The 20598-nt window shown below is 67.3% G+C and carries 15 protein-coding genes; 6 read left to right on the top strand and 9 right to left on the bottom strand.

The window, feature by feature from the left end:
- Window positions 1-4 precede the first annotated feature (4 nt).
- Window positions 5-1528, top strand: a complete 1524-nt coding sequence (locus A1D30_RS03630; protein WP_063459445.1) for a sensor histidine kinase — start codon at window positions 5-7, stop codon at window positions 1526-1528.
- A 90-nt stretch (window positions 1529-1618) separates the two neighbouring features.
- Here A1D30_RS03630 and A1D30_RS03625 read toward each other — a convergent pair whose 3' ends face one another.
- Window positions 1619-2059, bottom strand: coding sequence for a nuclear transport factor 2 family protein (locus A1D30_RS03625; protein ID WP_063459444.1), 441 nt, complete (start codon window positions 2057-2059; stop codon window positions 1619-1621).
- A gap of 29 nt (window positions 2060-2088) precedes the next feature.
- Entirely contained in the window at window positions 2089-4155 is a 2067-nt protein-coding gene (locus A1D30_RS03620) for an NADPH-dependent 2,4-dienoyl-CoA reductase (RefSeq protein ID WP_063459443.1), read from the bottom strand.
- A 151-nt stretch (window positions 4156-4306) separates the two neighbouring features.
- Here A1D30_RS03620 and A1D30_RS03615 point away from each other — a divergent pair, with 151 nt between their 5' ends.
- Window positions 4307-4843 carry a PadR family transcriptional regulator gene (locus A1D30_RS03615; RefSeq protein ID WP_063459442.1) on the top strand — a complete coding sequence of 179 codons (537 nt, stop codon included), beginning with the start codon at window positions 4307-4309 and terminating at the stop codon, window positions 4841-4843.
- Window positions 4844-4952: 109 nt separating this feature from the next.
- On the opposite strand, the gene gudD is transcribed toward A1D30_RS03615, so the two are convergent.
- The 3 genes from gudD to kdgD form a co-directional block, all read right to left on the bottom strand.
- Entirely contained in the window at window positions 4953-6302 is a 1350-nt protein-coding gene (gudD, locus tag A1D30_RS03610) for a glucarate dehydratase (protein WP_063459441.1), read from the bottom strand.
- A 50-nt stretch (window positions 6303-6352) separates the two neighbouring features.
- Window positions 6353-7333, bottom strand: a complete 981-nt coding sequence (locus A1D30_RS03605; protein WP_109790886.1) for a tripartite tricarboxylate transporter substrate binding protein — start codon at window positions 7331-7333, stop codon at window positions 6353-6355.
- Between the two features lie 89 nt (window positions 7334-7422).
- On the bottom strand, window positions 7423-8334 hold the full coding sequence (gene kdgD, locus A1D30_RS03600; RefSeq protein WP_063459440.1) for a 5-dehydro-4-deoxyglucarate dehydratase: 912 nt from the start codon (window positions 8332-8334) through the stop codon (window positions 7423-7425).
- A gap of 224 nt (window positions 8335-8558) precedes the next feature.
- On the opposite strand from kdgD, the gene A1D30_RS03595 reads away from it, so the two are divergent.
- Window positions 8559-9596 (top strand): LacI family DNA-binding transcriptional regulator, encoded by a 1038-nt coding sequence (locus tag A1D30_RS03595; protein ID WP_063459439.1) that lies wholly within the window; start codon window positions 8559-8561, stop codon window positions 9594-9596.
- On the opposite strand, the gene A1D30_RS03590 is transcribed toward A1D30_RS03595, so the two are convergent.
- A complete protein-coding gene (locus A1D30_RS03590; RefSeq protein ID WP_063459438.1) occupies window positions 9593-11062 on the bottom strand; it encodes a PLP-dependent aminotransferase family protein in 1470 nt (489 codons plus the stop codon). The two genes, A1D30_RS03595 and A1D30_RS03590, sit on opposite strands and share 4 nt — an antisense overlap.
- A gap of 106 nt (window positions 11063-11168) precedes the next feature.
- On the opposite strand from A1D30_RS03590, the gene A1D30_RS03585 reads away from it, so the two are divergent.
- Window positions 11169-11825, top strand: a complete 657-nt coding sequence (locus A1D30_RS03585; RefSeq protein WP_063459437.1) for a pyridoxamine 5'-phosphate oxidase family protein — start codon at window positions 11169-11171, stop codon at window positions 11823-11825.
- Window positions 11826-11829: 4 nt separating this feature from the next.
- Here the strand turns inward: A1D30_RS03585 and ispF are convergent, their stop codons facing one another.
- From ispF to A1D30_RS03570, 3 genes are all read right to left on the bottom strand, one after another.
- On the bottom strand, window positions 11830-12309 hold the full coding sequence (gene ispF, locus A1D30_RS03580; RefSeq protein WP_063459436.1) for a 2-C-methyl-D-erythritol 2,4-cyclodiphosphate synthase: 480 nt from the start codon (window positions 12307-12309) through the stop codon (window positions 11830-11832).
- Between the two features lie 174 nt (window positions 12310-12483).
- Window positions 12484-13389, bottom strand: coding sequence for a 2-C-methyl-D-erythritol 4-phosphate cytidylyltransferase (locus A1D30_RS03575; RefSeq protein ID WP_063459435.1), 906 nt, complete (start codon window positions 13387-13389; stop codon window positions 12484-12486).
- A 54-nt stretch (window positions 13390-13443) separates the two neighbouring features.
- On the bottom strand, window positions 13444-15378 hold the full coding sequence (locus A1D30_RS03570) for a DUF4253 domain-containing protein (protein ID WP_063459434.1): 1935 nt from the start codon (window positions 15376-15378) through the stop codon (window positions 13444-13446).
- A 219-nt stretch (window positions 15379-15597) separates the two neighbouring features.
- Here A1D30_RS03570 and mfd point away from each other — a divergent pair, with 219 nt between their 5' ends.
- Window positions 15598-19074: a transcription-repair coupling factor gene (gene mfd / locus A1D30_RS03565; RefSeq protein ID WP_063459621.1), complete on the top strand. Its 3477-nt coding sequence runs from the start codon at window positions 15598-15600 to the stop codon at window positions 19072-19074.
- Between the two features lie 1174 nt (window positions 19075-20248).
- Window positions 20249-20584 (top strand): ISAs1 family transposase (locus A1D30_RS26350; protein ID WP_242421775.1); only part of this gene is annotated, 336 nt, incomplete at its 5' end.
- Between the last annotated feature and the right edge of the window lie 14 nt (window positions 20585-20598).

The following is a 20598-nucleotide window of genomic DNA, read 5'->3' as shown; positions in this document are numbered from 1 at the left end:
GCCCATGTACAAGACCGATGGGAAGCCCAGGCAGTCGTCCCACAAATCGGTGACGGCCTCGGAGGCCACCAGCCCCGCGCCCCTGGAGGCTATCCGCCGGGCGCGGGAGCAGCGCGCGCGTGTGGGCCTCAACCTGTTCTGGCGCACTTTTTTCCTGCTGGCACTGTTGCTGGTGGGCAGCATCCTGGCGTGGCTGCAAACCTTGCGAGCGCTTGAATTCGAGCCGCGCACACTGCAGACGGCTCAGCAAATTGCATCGCTCGTCAACCTGAGCCGTGCGGCACTGGTGCACTCCGACGCCATCGCACGCGTGTCCCTCATCAAGACCATGGCCGACCAGGAGGGTGTGCGCATCCTGCCGCGCGAGCCGAAGGACAAATATGCGCTGCTGGACCCCACCGCCTTGGGCAACCGGCTGACCGACGAGCTGACCATGCGCCTGGGGCCCGACACCATCGTGGCCCAGAGCGTGAATGGAGAAAACGGCCTGTGGGTGGGTTTCAACATCAACGGCGACCCCAACTGGCTGTTGATGGATCGATCACGCTTCAGCCCGGCCGGTGGTCGCACCTGGCTGATATGGCTCATCACGGCTGCCGCACTCTCGCTGGCGGGCGCCGCTGCCATTGCACGCCTGATCAACCGCCCGCTCAAGCAGTTGTCGTATGCGGCCAACCGGGTCAAGGATGGCGATTTTGCTGCCAGCCATCTGGATGAAGAAGTGGTGACCAGCGAAATCCGCGAGGTGAACATCGGCTTCAACCGCATGGCCCAGAAACTCGCCAAACTGGAACAGGACCGCGCCGTGATGCTGGCGGGCATTTCGCACGATCTGCGCACGCCTTTGGCGCGGCTGCGGCTGGAAACCGAGATGAGCGTGAACGACGAAGTGGCCCGCGAGCACATGGTGGCCGACATCGTGCAACTTGACGCCACCATCGACAAGTTTCTCGACTACGCGCGGCCCGACCATGTCACGCTCACGCCCATCAATCTGCATGCGGTGGTTTCGTCCTGTGTATATGCCGTACAGGACCACCGGGAACTGCAGATCACCATGAACGTGCCCGAGGATCTGAACGTGCTGGCCGACGAAGTGGAGCTGGCCCGCGTGATCTCCAACCTGCTGGAAAACGCCCGGCGCTATGGCAAAACCGAGGAAACAGGCATCACCAGCGTGGACATCGTCGCCAAGAGCCGCGAGCGCTGGGTGCTGGTCAAGCTGCGCGACCATGGCGCGGGTGTCCCCCCAGAACAGCTGTCCAACCTGACCAAGCCGTTCTTCCGGGGCGACTCGGCGCGTACAGCGGCTGCGGGGGCAGGCCTTGGTCTGTCCATTGTGGACAAGACTGTGCAGCGCATGGGCGGGATTTTTGCCTTGGCCAACTCCAGCACCGGCGGGCTGGTGGCCCACCTGCAATTGCAGCGCGCCACAGATCTGCCCGATGGCGTGGACCCCAAACAGCGCTTGCAACGCCCCTCCGTCAAACGGCAACTTCCACGCCGACGCGCAGAGGACAAGCTGTAGCTTGCGGCCGCGCCGCACTCACCGAGGCGGCACTCACCAGGAAGCCAAGCAGGAGGACCACACTGGCCAGGTGCGGTCCTCCTTTGCTTTTCAGGCCTTGGCCTTGAAGGCGGGCAACTTATCCCCCAGGCGCGCGCCCATTTCCGTGCCCAGGGCCTGCAGGCCGCTCAGGGGACGCACCATGACTTCGAACTCTGTGATCTGGCCCTGCTCGTTGAAGCGCACCAGGTCAATGCCCTTGAGCTGCTTGTCGCCCACGCGGGCGCTGAACTCCAGCACGATGTTCAGGCCGTCATCGGTGGCCAGTTGGCGGTGGTAGGTGAAGTCTTCGAACACCTGGATCACGGTGGACAGGGCCAGCATCAGCGCCGGGGCCGAGGTGTAGGCCGTGTTCGCCATGGGCGAGCGGAACACTGCGTCGGGGTGCACGATGGACAGCAGGTTCGACAGGTCGCGGCTGGCCACCATGTGGTGCCAGGTGTCGAGCGAGCGGGCAACGGCGGGGTGAATGTTCTTCAAGGCTTCGGTCATGGGATGTCTCCTGGGTTTTCGTTGGTGAATCAGATGGCGGCGGCGAGCGTCGTGCCCTGCAGGATGGCGCGCTTGGCGTCGAGCTCGGCAGCCACGTCGGCACCGCCGATGAGGTGAGCGCTCTGGCCCGCAGCCACCAACGCGTCGTACAGTTCGCGCAGCGGCTCCTGACCGGCGCAGACGACGATGTGATCGACATCGAGCACGCGCGGCTGCCCGTCGATGGTGATGTGCAGGCCCACGTCGTCCACGCGCTCGTAGGCTACGCCCGAGCTCATGCCCACGTTGCGCGCCTTGAGCGATGTGCGGTGGATCCAGCCCGTGGTCTTGCCCAGCTGATCGCCCACCTTGCTCGCCTTGCGCTGCAGCAGGTGCACCTGGCGTGCAGGCGCCTCCACCTGCGCGGCACGCAGGCCGCCGGCCTGGGCGTAGCCGGTGTCGATGCCCCATTCATCGTTGAACTTGGCGGGCGCCAGCGCCCCGCTCTCGCCTTCGTGCGTGAGGTACTCGCCCACGTCGAAACCGATGCCGCCCGCGCCGATGATCGCCACGCGCTGGCCCACGGGCTTCTTGTCGCGCAGCACGTCCAGGTAGCTCAGCACCTTGGGGTGGGCCATGCCCTTGATGTCGGGGGTGCGCGGCTGTATGCCCGTGGCCACCACCACCTCGCCATAACCCTGGCCCGCCAAATCGCTCGCCTCCACGCGGCTGGAAAGGCGCAGCTCCACACCATGCAGCTCCAGCTGGCGACGGTAGTAGCGCAGCGTCTCGTAGAACTCTTCCTTGCCCGGCACCTGCTTGGCGATGTTGAGCTGGCCGCCGATCTCGCTGCCCGCATCAAACAGCACCACCGCATGGCCGCGTTGCGCGGCGGTAACGGCAAAGCTCAGCCCGGCAGGACCAGCGCCGACCACGGCGATGCGCTTCTTGACCGCCACGGGGGCGATGACCAATTCCGTCTCATGGCAGGCGCGCGGGTTGACCAGGCAGCTCGTGATCTTGCCGCCGAAAGTGTGGTCCAGGCAGGCCTGGTTGCAGGCGATGCAGGTGTTGATCTCGTCGGCCCGTCCCTGGCGCGCCTTGCGCACGAAGTCGGCATCAGCCAGCAGCGGCCGCGCCATGGAGACCATGTCGGCGCAACCCTCGGCCAGCAGGCGCTCTGCCACCTCGGGGGTGTTGATGCGGTTGGAGGTGATCAGCGGTATCCCCACCTGCCCCATCACCTGCTTCGTCACCCAGGCATAGGCGGCGCGCGGCACCTTGGTGGCAATGGTGGGGATGCGCGCCTCGTGCCAGCCGATGCCGGTGTTCAGGATGGTGGCGCCCGCAGTCTCGATGGCCTGGGCGAGCTCGATCACCTCGGCCAGGGTGGAGCCGCCCTCCACGAGGTCGAGCATGGACAGGCGGTAGATGATGATGAAGTCTGGCCCCACGCGCTCGCGCGTGCGCCGCACGATCTCCACGGGGAACCGCATCCGGTTGGCATAGCTGCCGCCCCATTCGTCGTTGCGCTGGTTGCTACGCGCGGCGATGAACTCGTTGATCAGGTAGCCCTCGGAGCCCATGACCTCCACGCCGTCGTAGCCCGCGTGCTGAGCCAGCGCGGCGCAACGCGCGAAGTCCTCGATGGTCTGCTCCACCTCGTCGGCCGTGAGCGCATGCGGCACGTGCGGGTTGATGGGCGCGCGCAGGGCACTGGGCGCCACCAGGTCGCGGTGGTAAGCATAGCGGCCGAAGTGCAGGATCTGCATCGCGATCTTGCCGCCCTCTGCATGCACAGCCTGTGTCACCTTGCGGTGCCGCTCGGCCTCGTGCTCGTTGACCAGCATGGCCCCGCCCTGCATGGGCCGGCCGCGCTCGTTGGGTGCGATGCCGCCCGTGACGATGAGTCCCACCTCGCCGCGCGCCCGCTCGGCATAGAAGGCCGCCATGCGTTCGAAGCCGTTGGCCACCTCCTCCAGCCCCACGTGCATGGAGCCCATGAGCACGCGGTTCTTCAGCGTGGTGAAGCCCAGGTCCAACGGGGCATGAAGGTGCGGGTAAGGGCTGCCGCTGCCGGCCAGCGGAGCCGCAGCGGGTTTGAGAACAGCACTCATCGGGGGTCTCCTTTGTGTTTATGCAACCAGTTGCACAAATATAGCCCCACCGCCTCTTTTATGCAACTGGTTGCATAAAAAATGGAGAGGCCTCCCGATTCAGGCAAGATGGCACATTCCGCAATCGCCCTTCGCGCCTTTTCTCTTTCCGATGTCCCTGCCCCACGCCCTTCTCACCGCCCTGGTCGAGCACCCCTGCTCGGGCTCGGAGCTTGCCGAGCGCTTCGACAAGTCCATCGGCTATTTCTGGCACGCCACGCACCAGCAGATCTACCGTGAGCTGGCGCGGCTGGAGGAAGCGCATTGGATCGAGGCCCTGCCGGCCGAGACGGGCCGCGGCCGCAAACGCCAGTTCCGACTGCTGCCCGCAGGCCGCAAGGAGCTGCGCCGCTGGATCGCCGAGCAGCAAGACCCCACACCCCTGCGTGACGAGCTCATGGTGCGCCTGCGCGCCGAAGCAGCCATCGGCCCCGCCGGGCTGGCGCAGGAAGTTGCCAGGCGCCAAGCCATGCACCAGGCAAAGCTGGATGTTTACCAGCGCATCGAGCAGCGCGACTTCCTCGGCAAGGAGCCGAGCCGCGAACGCCGTCTGCAGCACCTGGTGCTCAAGGCCGGCATCCTGCAGGAGCAGGTGTCGCTGGCGATCGCGAAAGAGGCGCTGGAGATACTGGGCGACCCTTCCGCCTGAGCGGGACAGCAGCGCCGGGAACGCCCAAAAAAGAACAGGGCACCCGCCCATGTGCGGATGCCCTGCTGCGGGCCCTCTGAGAAACGAGGGGACAGGAGACGGTGCGTGCTCAGCGCACCATACACGGCGACTTGTTATTGAACTTCCAGCCCGGGATCAGGTACTGCATGGCGATGGCGTCGTCGCGCGCGCCCAGGCCGTGCTGCAGGTACAGGCGGTGCGCGCGCTCCACCTCGTCCATGTCCAGCTCCACGCCCAGGCCGGGCTTCTTGGGCAGGTCGATGAAGCCGTTTTTGATCTGGAACGGCTCCTTCGTCAGGCGCTCGCCGTCCTGCCAGATCCAGTGCGTGTCGATGGCCGTCACGCGGCCGGGGGCGGCCGCACCCACGTGGGTGAACATGGCCAACGACACGTCGAAGTGGTTGTTGGAATGCGAGCCCCAGGTCAGCCCGAAGGCTTGGCACATCTGTGCCACGCGCACCGACCCGGCCATGGTCCAGAAATGCGGGTCGGCCAGCGGAATGTCCACCGACTGCAGGGCCAGGCTGTGGGCCATTTCGCGCCAATCGGTGGCGACCATGTTGGTGGCGGTGGGCAGGCCCGTGGCGCGGCGGAACTCGGCCATCACCTCGCGGCCGGAGAACACGCCTTCGGCGCCGCAGGGGTCTTCGGCGTAGGCCATCACGCCATGCAGGTCGCGCGTGATGCGGATCGCGTCCTTCAGCAGCCAGCCGCCGTTGGGGTCGAGCGTCACGCGCGCTTCAGGGAAGCGCTGGTGCAGCGCACGGATGGCCTCGACTTCTTCCTCGCCACGGAGCACGCCGCCTTTGAGCTTGAAGTCGGCAAAACCATAGCGCTCGTAAGCGGCCTCTGCCAGGCGCACGATGCCCTCGGCCGTCATGGCCTTCTCGTTGCGCAGGCGAAACCAGTCGTTGTCGGCGCCAGGCTCTGTGCGGTAGGCCAAATCGGTCTTTGCGCGGTCCCCCACGTAGAACAGGTAACCCAGCATCTGCACGGATTCGCGCTGCACACCCTCGCCCAGCAGCGCGGCCACGGGCACGCCCAGGTGCTGGCCCAGCAGGTCCAGGAAGGCCGACTCCACCGCCGTCACGGCGTGGATGGTGATGCGCAGGTCGAAGGTCTGCAGGCCGCGCCCGCCCGCATCGCGGTCGGCGAACTGGGCGCGCATGGCGTTGAGCACGGCGTTGTGGTGACCGATGGGGCAGCCCACGATCAGCGCTCGCGCGTCCTCGATGGTCTGGCGGATCTTCTCGCCGCCAGGCACCTCGCCCACCCCGGTGTGGCCCGCGCTGTCGCGCAGGATGATCAGGTTGCGCGTGAAGAAAGGGCCGTGCGCGCCGCTCAGGTTCATGAGCATGCTGTCGTGGCCCGCCACGGGCACCACGCGCAGTTCGGTGATGACGGGGGTGCTGCTGGTAGAAGGGGTAGAGGTGGTCATGGTGGGCAAAAGCAAGGAAGAGGCGCGCGCGAAGCCGCCTCAAGAGAGGGTCAGTCGGCAGTGATCTTGCGGGTTTCGATCACGGTTTTCCAGCGCGCGAATTCGCGTGCCTGGTAGGCCGTGAAGGCTTCCGGCGTGCTAGCCACGATCTCCAACCCCTGGTCAAGCATTCGCTTCTTCACAGCCGGATCGTTCATGGCGGCAATGGCCGCGTCCGACAGCTTCTTCTTGAGCGCAGGCGGCAAGCCCTTGGGCGCTGCCATGCCTTGCCACGAATAGACCTCGGCACCGGCCACGCCAGCTTCTGCGAGCGTGGGCACGTCGGGCAGCACGGGGCTGCGCTTGTCGCCGGTGACGGCGATCGCATGCAGCTTGCCCGCACGGATGTGCTGCAGCACGGCATTCACGTTCTGGAACGAGAAATCCACCTGCCCGCCCAACAGGTCGTTGATGGCCGGGGCACCGCCCTTGTAGGGAATGTGCAGACCCTCGGTGCCGCTTTGCTGCCAGAACACCTCGGCCGAGAGGTGGTCCGACGAGCCGTTGCCCGAGCTGGCGAAGCTCACCTTGCCGGGGTTGGCCTTGAGCTGGGCGATCACCTCCTTCACGGTACGCGCCTTGCGCGCGGGGGATGCGACAAGCACGTTGGGCGCCTGCACGGGCACGGTGATGTAGTCAAAATCCTTGAGCGCATCGTAGGGCACACTTTTGAGCAGGTGCGGTGCCACGACAAAAGCGCCCAGCGACGACACCAGCAGCGTGTAGCCATCGGGCGCAGCGCGCTTCACGGCACCTGCGCCCAACGTGCCCGTGGCACCAGGGCGGTTGTCCACCACGAAGTTCTGGCCCAGCTTCTCGCCCATGTGCAGGGCCATGGCGCGGGCCACCATGTCGGTGGAACCTCCGGCCGGGAACGGTACGACGATGGTGACAGGCTTTTCGGGCCAGGCGGCAGGCGTGGCTGTCTGGGCCGTTGCGGCAAACGCCAGGCCGCAGGCGCTGGCGATGAACAGCATTTTCTTGATGAACATGGTGGAAGTCTCCGAAGGGGATGGTTTGTGGTCGATGGCCCTCCGGTGGGGCCTTGATCATTCGGTTTCAGCGTGAAGGCCGGGCGGGCTTACTGCGGGCCCAGCTTCTTGATCAGCGCAGCCAGCTCTTCCACCTCATGGGGCTTGAGGTCCGTCAGTGGTGCCCGCACCGGCCCGCCGTCATGGCCCACGATGCGCGCACCCGCCTTGATGATGGACACGCCATAGCCTTCCACCCGGTTGCGGATGGCCAGGTAGGGCATGAAGAACTCCTTGAGCAGCTTGTGCTGCGTGGCGATATCGTCTGCCGCCACGGCCTTGTAGAACTCCATCGCCGTCTTCGGGATGAAGTTGAACACCGCCGACGAATACACCGGTGTGCCCAGCGCCTTGTAGGCCGCCGCATACACCTCGGCCGTGGGCAGGCCGCCCAGGTACGAGAAGCGGTCACCCATCTTCATGTAGATGGAAGACATGGTCTCGATGTTGCCCACGCCGTCCTTGAAGCCAATCAGGTTGGGGCAGCGCTCGGCCAGGATGGCCAGCGACTCGGCCGTGAGCTTGGTGCGGTCGCGGTTGTAGACGATCACGCCGAACTTCACGCTGTTGCAGACCTGGGCCACATGCGCGATCAGGCCCTCCTGGCCGGCTTCGGTCAGGTAGTGGGGCAGCAGCAGGATGCCGTGGGCACCCAGGCGCTCAGCCTCTTGCGCATGGGCAATCGCCGTGCGGGTGGGGCCACCGGCACCGGCAATGATGGGCACCTTGCCCCGGCAGGTGTCCACGGCGGTCTTGATGACCTCGCTGTACTCGGGGCCCGAGAGCGAGAAATACTCACCCGTGCCACCAGCCGCAAACAGGGCGCTGGCGCCATAGGGGGCGAGCCACTCCAGGCGCTCGATGTAGGTCTTGGGGCGGAAGTTGCCTTGCGCGTCGAAGTCCGTGATGGGGAAGGACAGCAGGCCGGAGCCCATGATGGTTTTGAGGTCTTGAGGGGTCATGGTGAATCGCGCGCGGTGAATGGTGGAAGGCAAATCCAAAGGTCGTACAAGCTGGTTTTTCTCTTGGTGAATTTGAAAAATTCCGCTTGAATACGCAAATGTTAACGTTAACATCATCAGACAACATAGGACAAACCCTTGGTTTAAGTTTCTATGAACGCTGATGCACCACGAAGCCAGCTGCGGCATCAATCAGGCGACTTCCCGCTTTAGACTCCGCCACCATGCACGCACCCAACCCGGCCCTCCCTGCCCCCCTCCTTGGCCGCGACCGCCCCGCCGTCACGTTGCGCGAGGTGGCAGAGCGCGCAGGCGTGTCGATGATCACCGTCTCGCGCGCCATCAACACCCCGCAGCAAGTGTCCGAGCGCACGCGGGAACGCGTGCAGGAGGCCGTGTCTGCACTGGGCTATGTGCCCAACCTGGTGGCGGGCGGGTTGCGGTCGGCACGCAGCCATGTGGTCACGGCTTTGGTGCCCACGCTCACAGGCCCCTTGTTTGGCGAAATGGTGCAAGCGCTGACCGAGGCATTGGAGCAGCGCGGCTTTCAGGTGATGCTGGGCCAGGTGGGCTACGCCCATTCGCGCGAAGACGAGTTGCTGCGCGCCATCGTGGGGCGGCGGCCCGACGGCATCGTGCTCACGGGCGTCATGCATTCACCCGAAGGGCGGCGCCTGCTCACCGCTTCGGGCATTCCCATCGTCGAGACCTGGGACTTCACCGACACCCCCATCGACATGCTGGTGGGCCTGCGGCATGAAGCGCTGGGCGCCGCCGTGTGCAAACACCTGTTTGCCAAGGGTCGGCGGCACCTGGCGCTGCTCAGTGGCGGAGACGAGCGCGCCGCCCGCCGCGCACGCGGCTTTGAAGCCGCCGCCCTGCGCCTGGGGCTGCGCCCGCCCGCCGTGCGGCTGGGCAAATCCCCCACCACCCACGCCGATGGTCGCGAGGGATTGGTGGCCCTGCTGGCCGATACGCCCGACATCGATGCAGTGTTCTGCAGCTCCGACATGCTGGCCCTGGGCGTGCTGACCGAAGCGCGCGTGCGCGGTATCGCCGTGCCCGATCAGCTCGCAGTGATGGGCTTTGGCGACATCGACTTCGCGCAGACCGTGAGCCCCAGCCTCTCCACCGTGCGCATCGACGGCACCCGCATGGGCCAGACGGCGGCGCAGCTGATTGCCGACCGCGCCGAGGGCCAGCCCGTGGCGGAACCCGTGGTGGACATCGGCTTTTCCATCATCGAGCGGGACAGCGCCTAGGCACCGCCACGCACCACGGCAGCAAGCCTCTTCACCAGCGGCTCTATCGACTCCACGGGCACCTGCGCATAGCCCAGCAGAAAGCCGCGCCAGGGCTGCGCGCGCAGGCCCACGGCGTGCAGGCTCAAGGCCGGAGCCATGATGCCGTGCTGTGCCATGAGGCGCCTGCTCAGCGCCACATCATCGGCCGCAGCGTCGTGCAAGCGCAGCGCCAGGTGCATGCCCGCCGTGCCGCCGTGTACGTTAGCCACATCGCCCAGGTGCAACGCCAGCGCGGCCACCAGCGCATCGCGGCGCTGGCGGTACAGGCGGCGCATGCGCCGCAGGTGCAAGGCGAACTGACCGCTCACGATGAACTCGGCCAGCGCCCGCTGGTCAGCCGTGCGCCCGCGCGGGGCGGCGCGGTCCAGCAGCAGGGCCAGCGCGGGCGCCAGGGCCGTGGGCACCACCATAAAGCCGATGCGCAGGCCGGGGAACATGGTCTTGCTGAAGGTGCCCAGGTAGACCACGGGCGCGTCAGGCGCCAGCCCCTGCATGCAGGCCAGGGGCGGCCCGTCGTGGCGAAACTCGCTGTCGTAGTCGTCCTCGATCACCAGTGCGCCCGCCTGGCGCGCGCCATCGATCAGCGCCAGGCGCCGCGCCAGGCTCATCACGCTGCCCACCGGGTACTGGTGCGATGGCGTGGTGTAGATCAGCCGGGGCCGCTGGCGCAGCCAGTCGCTCGCCGTGGGGGCCATGCCGTCGGCATCCACCACAATGCCCACGGCCTTGAGCTGCGCGGCGCGGAAGGCCGCCACCGCGCCCTGGTAGCCCGGGTTCTCCATCCACAGCTTGTCGCCCGCATCGGCAAAGGCGCGGGCGCACAGGTCCAGGCTGCTTTGTGTGCCGTCGGTGATGAAGACCTGCGCGGCGTCCACCAGCGCGCCGCGTGCCACGCGCAGATGGCCGGCGATGGCCTCGCGCAAGGCTGGCTCGCCCGCCGGGTCGGCATAGTTGAGCTGCGCGGGTGTGAGCGATGCCCAGGCTTTGTCCAGCATGCGCCGCCAGCGCAGCGCGGGGAAGTCGCCCAGCGCAGGCACGCCAGGGGCGAACGCAGCCGCCGTCTCCGATCCGGGCAGCAGTGGCATGTTCTGCGCGCGCCGGGACAGGCCCGCGCGTCCTTCAGGCACAGGCGGCACGGGGGTGGCGCCCGCCACCAGCCGCCCGGCCAGCGGTGCCACCACACTGCCGCGCCGGGTGGCCACGATGAAGCCCTCGGTGGCGAGCTGCTCGTAGGCATACAGCACACTGTTGCGCGCCACGCCCAGCTCGGCCGCCAGCGTGCGGCTGGCGGGCAGGCGGGTGCCGCTGGCCAGGGTGCCACTGCGGATGCCATGGCGCAGGCACTCGTGCAGCTGGCGCTGCTGCGGCCAGCGCGCATGTGCAGGCTGCGCCTTGAAGGCGCCGAACAGCAGCTGAAAGTCCATGGCGGTCTGTGGCCCTAAAAAATAGTTTGTTTATGGGTCTTATTCTGGCACCACGCACGGTCTACATTGCGCCCCTTCATCCACTTTCCCATCGGAACCACGCACCGTGAACGAAACAGCCGCCCCCCTGCCCGCCACCGACCGCACCCGCGTCCGCCGCGTGGCCGAAAACGCCCGCTACGACCGCGCCACGCTGCACGCCATCATCGACGCCGCCTACCTGTGCCATGTGGCGTTTGCCGACGACAAGGGCACACACAACATCCCCACGGCCTGCTGGCGCGAGGGCGAGCACCTGTACATCCATGGCTCGAATGGCGGGCGCATGGTCAAGTGGCTGGGCCAGGGTGCGCAGGCCTGCGTCACCATCACCCACCTCGATGGACTGGTACTGGCGCGCTCGGCCTTCAACCACTCGATGAACTACCGCTCGGCCATGGTGTATGGCCGCTTCGGGCCCGTGGCCGACAAACACGCCGCGCTGGCTGCCCTCATGGACCACCTGGCCGTGGGCCGTCAGGCCGAGATCCGCGCAGGCAATGACAAGGAGTTTGCCGCCACCACGGTGCTGCGCATTGCCCTTGATGAAGCCGCCTGCAAGGTGCGCAGCGGCCCGCCGGTGGACGACGCCGAAGATATGCAACACCCTGTGTGGACAGGCGTACTGCCGCTGGTGCAGGTGCGCGCTGCGCCCGTGGCCGACACGCTGAACACAGCCGCCACGCCGGGCTATGTGGCAGCCTGGGCTGCGCAAACCGCCTGAAGGCTCAGGCCTTGTAGATCAGCGCCACTGCACGCGCCTCCATGGCCAGGCCCTGCCCCACGGGCCCCAGGCGCTCGGCCGTCTTGGCCTTCACATTCACCTGGTCGGGCGCCACCTGCAAAGCCTTGGCGATGCACTCGCGCATGCCCGGGATGTGCGCGGCCAGGCGCGGCGCCTGCGCCACCACGGTGCTGTCCACATTGCCCAGGCGCCAGCCCGCAGCGCGCACGCGGCGCGCGGCCTCGGCCAGCAGCACGGCCGAATCGGCGCCACGAAACTGCGCATCGGTGTCGGGGAAGTGCCGGCCAATGTCGCCCAGCCCGGCCGCGCCCAGGATGGCGTCGGTGATCGCGTGCAGCAGCACATCGGCGTCCGAATGGCCGAGCAGGCCCATGGTGTGGGGAATGTGAACGCCGCCGATCACCAGAGCGCGCCCAGGTACAAGGGCGTGCGTGTCCCAGCCTTCACCAATCCTGAAATTCATCTTTACCCTTTTCCGAGCGGCTCACAAAGCTCTTCTGGCATCGTTGCTCCGCCTTGCCGTACTAGCGTACTGTCTGCTGCGAAGCGCCTAGCCAGAACCGCTGCGCTGAGCTTTGTGAGCCGCTCCTGATCCATTTGTCTATCTGTTTCCCGCACAAAGCCCGTGCGGGGCGGTTTAAAAAATCGTCTTGCGCCCCGTCTCGCTGGCGCCGTGGCCGCGCTCGCCGCCAAAACGGGCCAGCGTGGTGCCGTAGCCGCGCTGGGCCAGCACGGCCTCGGCCAGCGCAAAGTCGTCGGGGTAAGTCACCTTGAAGTTTTGCGCGCCACCCGGCACCAGGCGCGGATGCAGGCCCATGGCTTCCATGGCGCTGGCCTCGTCGGTCACGTTGGTGCCCACCTTGGCCAGCGCGTCCTGCAGCGGGCCGATGCGGAACATCTGCGGCGTCTGCGCCAGCCACTTGTTGCTGCGGTCCACGGTAGAGGCCACGCGCACGCCGCCCGGCCCGTCGATGGAAGTCTTGAGCGTGTCGGCCAGCTGGTGGGCCAGCAGGCCGCCCACGGAATCCGATACACAGGCATCAATGAGCCGGTCGATCTGCTCGGCCGTGACAAGGCAGCGCGCGGCATCGTGCACCAGCACCCAGTCGTCGCGGTCCGCGCCGCGCTCCAGCAGGGTTTTGATGCCGCCCTGCACCGTGGCTGCGCGCGTGGGGCCGCCGCAGTGGGCCACAAAAAAGGAGGGGTGGGCATGGGCGTCGAGGAATTGGTCCCCTGGCGCCACCGCCACCAGCGTGCCCGCCAGCCGGGCCACACCCGCAAACGCAGCCAGCGTGTGCATGACCATAGGGTGGCCCGCCACCAGGTGGTACTGCTTGGGCAGGGGTGGCGGCGCGGGCTCGCCAGCGGCTGCGGCCAGCGCGCCAAAGGCCGACACCGTGCTGCCTGCGGGTGCCGCAGGCGGTGCAGCCACGGCCCGCGAGCCCACGCCCGCACAGGGCACCAGCGCCCACAAACGCCCGGGCGCCGATGTGTGCGCATGGGGGGCAGCGAGCGAGGGTTGCAGCAGCGGGTCGATGGTCATGAGAGGCGCATTTTAGGAGGCCTTAGCCCTTTGCTCCCCTTCCACCGCCAGCCTTCAAGGCCGCTCGTGCAGGAACCAGGTGCCATGCCCCACCAACCCCAGCGCATGGTGGCGCAAGGCGATGCCGGGCAGGGCCAGAGTGCAGGGCGCGGCCAGGTCGTGCTCGCGCGCCAGGGCCAGGGCGGTGTCGAAGTCCTCAGGCGGCTGGCCCACCGCGAATTCGAGCATGGTGCCGTAGTGGGCCCACAGCTCGGCGCCGTGCTGCTCTCGCCAGCGGCGCAGCAGCGCGATGAAGCCGTCGGCGGGGCCACGCTCCATGCCGTACCAGTGCAGATAAGCCAGCGCCTCTTCGCTGTGCGGCGTGGGCAGCAGCACCAGCCAGGCGTTGTCGGGGTCGAAGCGCTCCTGGCGGCCGCGTTCGGGGTTGGCAGCGCCGTGAGAGGCTTCGAGCATTGCCAGCCAGTGCTCGAAGCGCAGGCGGTCGCCCGCGCAGTCGGCCCAGGCAGCGTCGAAGCCTGCGGCATCGGCAGAGACACCCGCCGCCGCGAGTTCGCTGCGCCAGACCTCCAGCTGGTCTTCTTCGTCCAGGGGGTAGGAGCCTTCCACCAGTTCGTCCAACAGGTCTTCGGGATCGAAACCGCGTGCGGTCGCAACAAAGGAACGGGGCGACACATCGTCGCGCGCGGCACCCTGCTCGTAGGGGAAGCGCATGAACAGGTCGTTCGCCAGGGCATCGGCATCCGGTGCCTCGGTGCTCCCGGACCACAGCGTGGTCACCACGGGCCAGCGGCCGCTGCCGCGCTCCAGCAGCACCCGCGCGGCCTGCCACAGGGCCTGGCGCTCGCCCACGGTCACCTGCGTGGCCCAGGCGATCTCTCCGCTGTCTGTGCCAGCGTGGCCAGGCACCGGCAGCGCCAGCCAGTCCAGCCCCGCCAGCGGTGTGCCCTGCAGACGGGCACACCAGGCTTCGTGCGATTCCGTGGGGGTGGCTGCAGTCTCAGCAAGCGGCGCGGGATTGGCAGGCCCGGGCACGGAGCGCGTGCCCAGGGCGGCGAGCCAGCCAGCAACGGCCGCTTCGTCCACGCCCACGGCCTGCGCCAGGTGGCCCGCGCGCAGCAGGCGCGCGGTGGCGGGCACCACGGCCAGGTCGAGCAGCCCTGTGGCAGCGGCCCCCGCATCGTGGGCCAGCCAGGCGGCAGCCACTTCGGTAGCATCGCCGTCACGCCCCTCGTGCGCCAGCAGCAGCCAGGCGGCTTGCCAGATGTTGTGCACCAGGTAGCCACCGGCAAAGCCCGTGGCGCGCAGGTAGCCCGCCATGGCGCGCGCAATGGCCAGCGTGTCCGTCGCCTCGGCTGCAGGCGCCACGTCGATGTGCCCGGCCGACTGCAGCTGCGCCAGCATGGCGGCCACCTCGCCCTCGCCCTCGGGCAGGCCCAGGGCGATCAGGTCGTCGGCCGTGGGCAGCCCGTCGCCCATGGCGGGCAACACATCCCACTGCAGGGCAATGCGAGCCTTGAGCACCAGCTCCGCATCCACGCAAAAGCTGCCAAAGGCCCGGTGTGGCTGCGGCTCGCCTGCCGCCCCCTGGCGCTGGACCAGGGTGGCCAGGAAGTCGGGCGACCAGCCCTCGCCCGCAGGCGCCCGCTGCTGGCGGCCCGGCAGGGCCAGGGACTGCAGCCATTGCCCGGCCTGCTCGTCGGCCCATTCGGCCAGTTGCACGGCGTCCATCGCCTGCTGCTCGCCCACCGCCGGGCAGCCCTGCCCGGCCAGCAGGGCCACCAGGGGCCACAGCCGCTGCACCTCGGTCACCAGCGCTCCGTGCGCAGGCAGGCGCCAGGCGCCCTCGCGCTGCAGCAGCCAACCCAGCGCGACCAGGGCGTCGCGCGCATGACCGGCCACGGCAGCACGCCGCACGTTGGCCAGCAGTTCGTCCAGAGCGCGGTCCAGGCGCTGGTCCTGCAGGTGCTCGGTGGTCAGTGTGGTGTTCAAGGGGTGCCCTCCTCCTGGCGCGGGAGTGTAGGGCGCCAGCAGGCGGCCATGGACACCGGCCGACAGGCGACAGGCCACGGGCGACCCGTGGTGCGGCACTTGCCACACGGCCCGGTACAGATGGCTTGCAACACCTAAAATGCCCCGTTGCCCCCATCCAGCCCGTGCGCGCCTCGCGCCCCTGGGGATGCGGTGGCCCAGACGACCGACTCCATCCGCATGGAACTGCCCAAACTCTCCCCCGGAAAACGCTTCACCCTGCCCCGCCCCGAGGGCAGCGCCGATTCGCTGCTGCTGGCCCGCCTGGCCGAGCGTGATAAGGCCGCAGGGCGCACCACCGCCATCGTCACGGCCGACGCCACCGACGCGCAGCGCCTCATCGAAGAAATGTCGTTCTTCGCGCCCGGGCTGCGCTGCGCGCTGTTCCCCGACTGGGAGACGCTGCCCTACGACACGTTCTCGCCGCACCAGGACCTGATCAGCGAACGGCTGGCCACGCTGTGGCGCATCAGCCAGAAGGACAAGGACACCGGGGCCGACGTGGTGCTGGTGCCCGCCACCACGGCGCTGTACCGGCTGGCGCCGCCGTCCTTCCTGGCGGGGTACACCTTCCATTTCAAGATCAAGCAAAAGCTCGACGAGGCGAAGTTCAAGGCGCAGCTCACGCTGGCGGGCTACAGCCACGTGTCGCAGGTGGTCAGCCCTGGCGAATACGCGGTACGCGGCGGGCTGATCGACCTGTTCCCCATGGGCTCGCTGGTGCCCTTCCGGGTGGACCTGTTCGACAACGAGATCGACAGCATCCGCACCTTCGACCCCGACAGCCAGCGCAGCCTGTACCCCGTGCCCGAGGTGCGCCTGCTGCCCGGCCGCGAGTTCCCGATGGACGACGACGCGCGCGCCAAATTCAGGAGCCGCTGGCGCGAGATGCTGGAGGGCGACCCGACCAAAAGCCGCATCTACAAGGACATGGGCGCGGGCGTGGCCACGGCCGGCATCGAGTACTACCTGCCGCTGTTCTTTGACGAAACGGCCACCGTGTTTGACTACCTGGGCGGCGAGGCCACTGTGGTGCTGCATGGTGACCTGGAGCCGGCCTTCCAGCGCTTCTGGCAGGACACCAAGGACCGCTTTCGCCTGGTGCAGGGCGACCCGGAGCGCCCGGCGCTGCCGCCCGAGGCGCTGTTCCTGTCGGCCGACCAGTTCTACACGCGCTCCAAAGAGCATGCCCAGCTGTCGATCCGCCCGGGTGTGGAAGATGTAGACGACAACCCGCACTTCCACAAGCTCGGCGACCTGTCGGTGGTGCGTGGGGCCGAGGACCCGCTGGCGCGCCTGCACGCCCACATCCGCAACACGCAGCACCGCGTGCTGCTGCTGGCCGAGAGCGATGGCCGACGTGAGAGCCTGCTCGACTTCTTGCGCGCCAGCGGGGTGAACCCGCCGGCTTTCGACTCGCTGGCCGAGTTCGAGGGCGCGGACGACGAAAAGGTCGGTATCGCCACCGCCGGCCTGACCGTGGGCTTCAGCTGGATCGAGGACGGCATCGACTTTGTCACCGAGACCGAGCTGTTTGCCGCCGGCCCCACAACGCGCCGGCGCAAGAAGCAGGAGCAGGTGAGCGACGTCGAGGCGTTGATCAAGGACCTGGCCGAGCTCAACGTGGGCGACCCCGTGGTGCACAGCGCCCACGGCATCGGCCGCTACCGGGGCCTGGTCAACATGGATGTGGGCAACAAGAACCCCGACGGCACGCCCGCCATGCAGGAGTTTTTGCACCTCGAATATGCCGACAAGGCTGTGCTCTATGTGCCCGTGAGCCAGCTGCAGCTGATCAGCCGCTACACCGGCGTGAGCGCCGACGAGGCGCCGCTGCACAAGCTGGGCAGCGGCCAGTGGGAAAAGGCCAAGCGCAAGGCCGCCGAGCAGGTGCGCGACAGCGCGGCCGAGCTGCTCAACATCTACGCCCGCCGTGCGCTGCGCCAGGGCCACGCCTTCCGCTACAGCCCGCAAGACTACGAGACCTTTGCCAACGACTTCGGTTTTGACGAAACCGCCGACCAGAACGCCGCCATCCACGCCGTCATCCAGGACATGATCAGCCCCCGCCCCATGGACCGTTTGGTTTGCGGCGACGTGGGCTTTGGCAAGACCGAGGTGGCGCTGCGCGCGGCCTTCGTGGCCGTCACGGGGGGCAAGCAGGTGGCCTTCCTCGCGCCCACCACGCTGCTGGCCGAGCAGCACTATCAGACGCTGGTGGACCGCTTCAGCAAGTGGCCGGTGAAGGTGGCCGAGGTCTCGCGCTTTCGCTCGGGCAAGGAGATCACCTCGGCCATCAAGGGCATCGGCGACGGCACGGTGGACATCGTGGTGGGCACGCACAAGCTGCTGTCTGAGTCCACCAAGTTCCACAACCTGGGCCTGCTCATCATCGACGAGGAGCACCGCTTTGGCGTGCGTCACAAGGAGCAGATGAAGGCCCTGCGCGCCGAGGTGGACGTGCTCACCCTCACGGCCACGCCCATCCCGCGCACGCTGGGCATGGCGCTCGAAGGGCTGCGCGACCTGTCGGTCATCGCCACCGCGCCGCAGCGGCGCCTGGCGATCAAGACCTTTGTGCGCAACGAAGGCACGGGCGTGATCCGCGAGGCTGTGCTGCGCGAACTCAAGCGCGGCGGCCAGGTCTACTTCCTGCACAACGAGGTGGAGACCATCGAGAACCGCCGCCAGAAGCTCGAAGAGATACTGCCCGAGGCCCGCATCGCCGTGGCCCACGGCCAGATGCCCGAGCGCGAACTGGAGCGCGTGATGCGCGACTTCGTGGCCCAGCGCTACAACATCCTCCTGTGCTCGACCATCATCGAGACCGGCATCGACGTGCCCACGGCCAACACCATCATCATGAGCCGCGCCGACAAGTTCGGCCTGGCGCAGCTGCACCAGCTGCGCGGGCGCGTGGGCCGCAGCCACCACCAGGCGTATGCCTACCTCATGGTGCCCGACACCGAGGGCCTGACCAAGCAGGCCGCGCAGCGGCTCGATGCCATCCAGCAGATGGAAGAACTGGGCAGCGGCTTCTACCTGGCCATGCACGACCTGGAGATCCGCGGCGCGGGCGAGGTGCTGGGCGAGAACCAGAGCGGCAACATGCTCGAAGTCGGCTTCCAGCTTTACAACGAGATGCTGAACGAGGCCGTCAAGTCGCTCAAGGCCGGCAAGGAGCCGGACCTGCTCTCGCCCCTGTCGGTCACCACCGACATCAACCTGCACGCCCCCGCCCTGCTGCCCGACGACTACTGCGGCGACGTGCATTTGCGCCTGTCGTTCTACAAGAAGCTGGCCACCGCCAAGACGCCCGACCAGATCGATGGCCTGCTCGAAGAGATCGTGGACCGCTTCGGCAAGCTGCCGCCGCAGGCCCAGACCCTCATCGACGTGCACCGCCTGCGCGTGTTGAGCCAGCCCTACGGCGTGGTGAAGGTGGATGCGGCGCCGGGCGTGATCAACATCACCTTCAAGCCGCAGCCGCCCATCGACCCGATGCGCATCATCGAGCTGATCCAGAAGAACAAGCACATCAAGCTGGCGGGCAACGAGAAGCTGCGCATCGAGCGCGAGTTGAAGGACCCGAAGGACCGGGCGCAGATGGTGAGGGACGTGCTGCGGTCGCTGGGGCAGCCGGTGGTGGCCGCATGAGTGTCCAATTTTGAGAAAAATTGGCCCCTACCGCGCGTCCATCATGCCGCAATAGCTATCAATAGAATAGCAAAAGACGGCCATGTGCAGGGCAATCGCATCTAAACCCCTCCTCAAATCAGAGCGAAACTGTGGCGTTCGATCACCCGATTCACGTCCCATGACCCTGCTGCAGCACCTGCAACTCATCCCCGACCCACGCCTTGCGCGCACGCGCCGCCATGAACTCCAATCCTCACGTCCCATGACCCTGCTGCAGCACCTGCAACTCATCCCCGACCCACGCCTTGCGCGCACGCGCCGCCATGAACTCCAATCCATCCTCGCCGTGGCACTGTGCGCCACCATCGCAGGCGCAGACAACTGGGTGGAAGTGGCCGAGTTCGGCGAACTGCACCACGACTGGTTCGTCCGCTTCATCCCCTTGCCCTCTGGCATCGCCTCGCACGACACCTTTGCCCGGGTGTTTCGCCTGCTCGATGCCAAGCAACTGGAGCTGGCCTGTCAGCAGTGGCTGGCCCAGGTGGCGGGCCGGGTACACGGCACGGTGGCGATTGACGGCAAAAGCGTGCGTGGCAGCAGCAAGGGGGATGCCCGCAGGCCCCTGCACATGGTCAGCGCCTGGGCCGCTGACATGGGGCTCTTGCTGGGCCAGTGCAAGGTCGATGGCAAAAGCAACGAGATCACAGCCATCCCGGAGTTGCTCAGGCTGATACACCTGAAGGGCTGCATCGTCACCATCGATGCCATCGGCTGTCAAAAGACCATCGCCCAGCAGTTACATGAGCATGGCGCGGACTATGTCCTGTCGCTCAAGGGCAACCAGCGGCACATGCATGAAGTGGTGCAAACACACTTTGAAGTGCCGTGCACAGCAGGGCAACAGGGTGACAACACCTACGCCGAACACTCAAGCGGCCACGGGCGTGAGGAGCTGCGCAGCTACCGGGTCAGTCCCGTGCCCGAGGCCTTGCAGCGCGCGGCAGTGCACTGGCCGGGCCTGGCGAGTGTGGTGCAGGTGACCCGCCAGCGCCAGCAGGCGGGCTGCAGCGCCAGCGAAGAAGTCAGCTACTACTTGAGCAGCCTGGCAGCGCACACGCCCGCGCAGGTGCTGGCGCACAGCATCCGCTCGCACTGGGCGGTGGAGAACCAGTTGCACTGGAGCCTGGATGTNCGCCAGCGCCAGCAGGCGGGCTGCAGCGCCAGCGAAGAAGTCAGCTACTACTTGAGCAGCCTGGCAGCGCACACGCCCGCGCAGGTGCTGGCGCACAGCATCCGCTCGCACTGGGCGGTGGAGAACCAGTTGCACTGGAGCCTGGATGTGGCGATGCGCGAAGATGCCGCGCAGTCCTACAAAGACCAGGGGCCGCACAACCAGACGCTGCTGCGGCGCATGGCGCTGCAGGTGCTCAAGAGCGACACCTCGGTGAAGGTGGGGGTGCAGGCCAAGCGCAAGCGAGCGGGCTGGGATGTGGGCTATCTGGCCCATGTCCTGGGCATCAGGGTTTAGATGCGATTGCCCTG

This window comes from Acidovorax sp. GW101-3H11, assembly GCF_001633105.1.
Lineage (GTDB): Bacteria > Pseudomonadota > Gammaproteobacteria > Burkholderiales > Burkholderiaceae_C > Acidovorax.
This window is presented reverse-complemented; position numbering and strand designations above follow the sequence as displayed.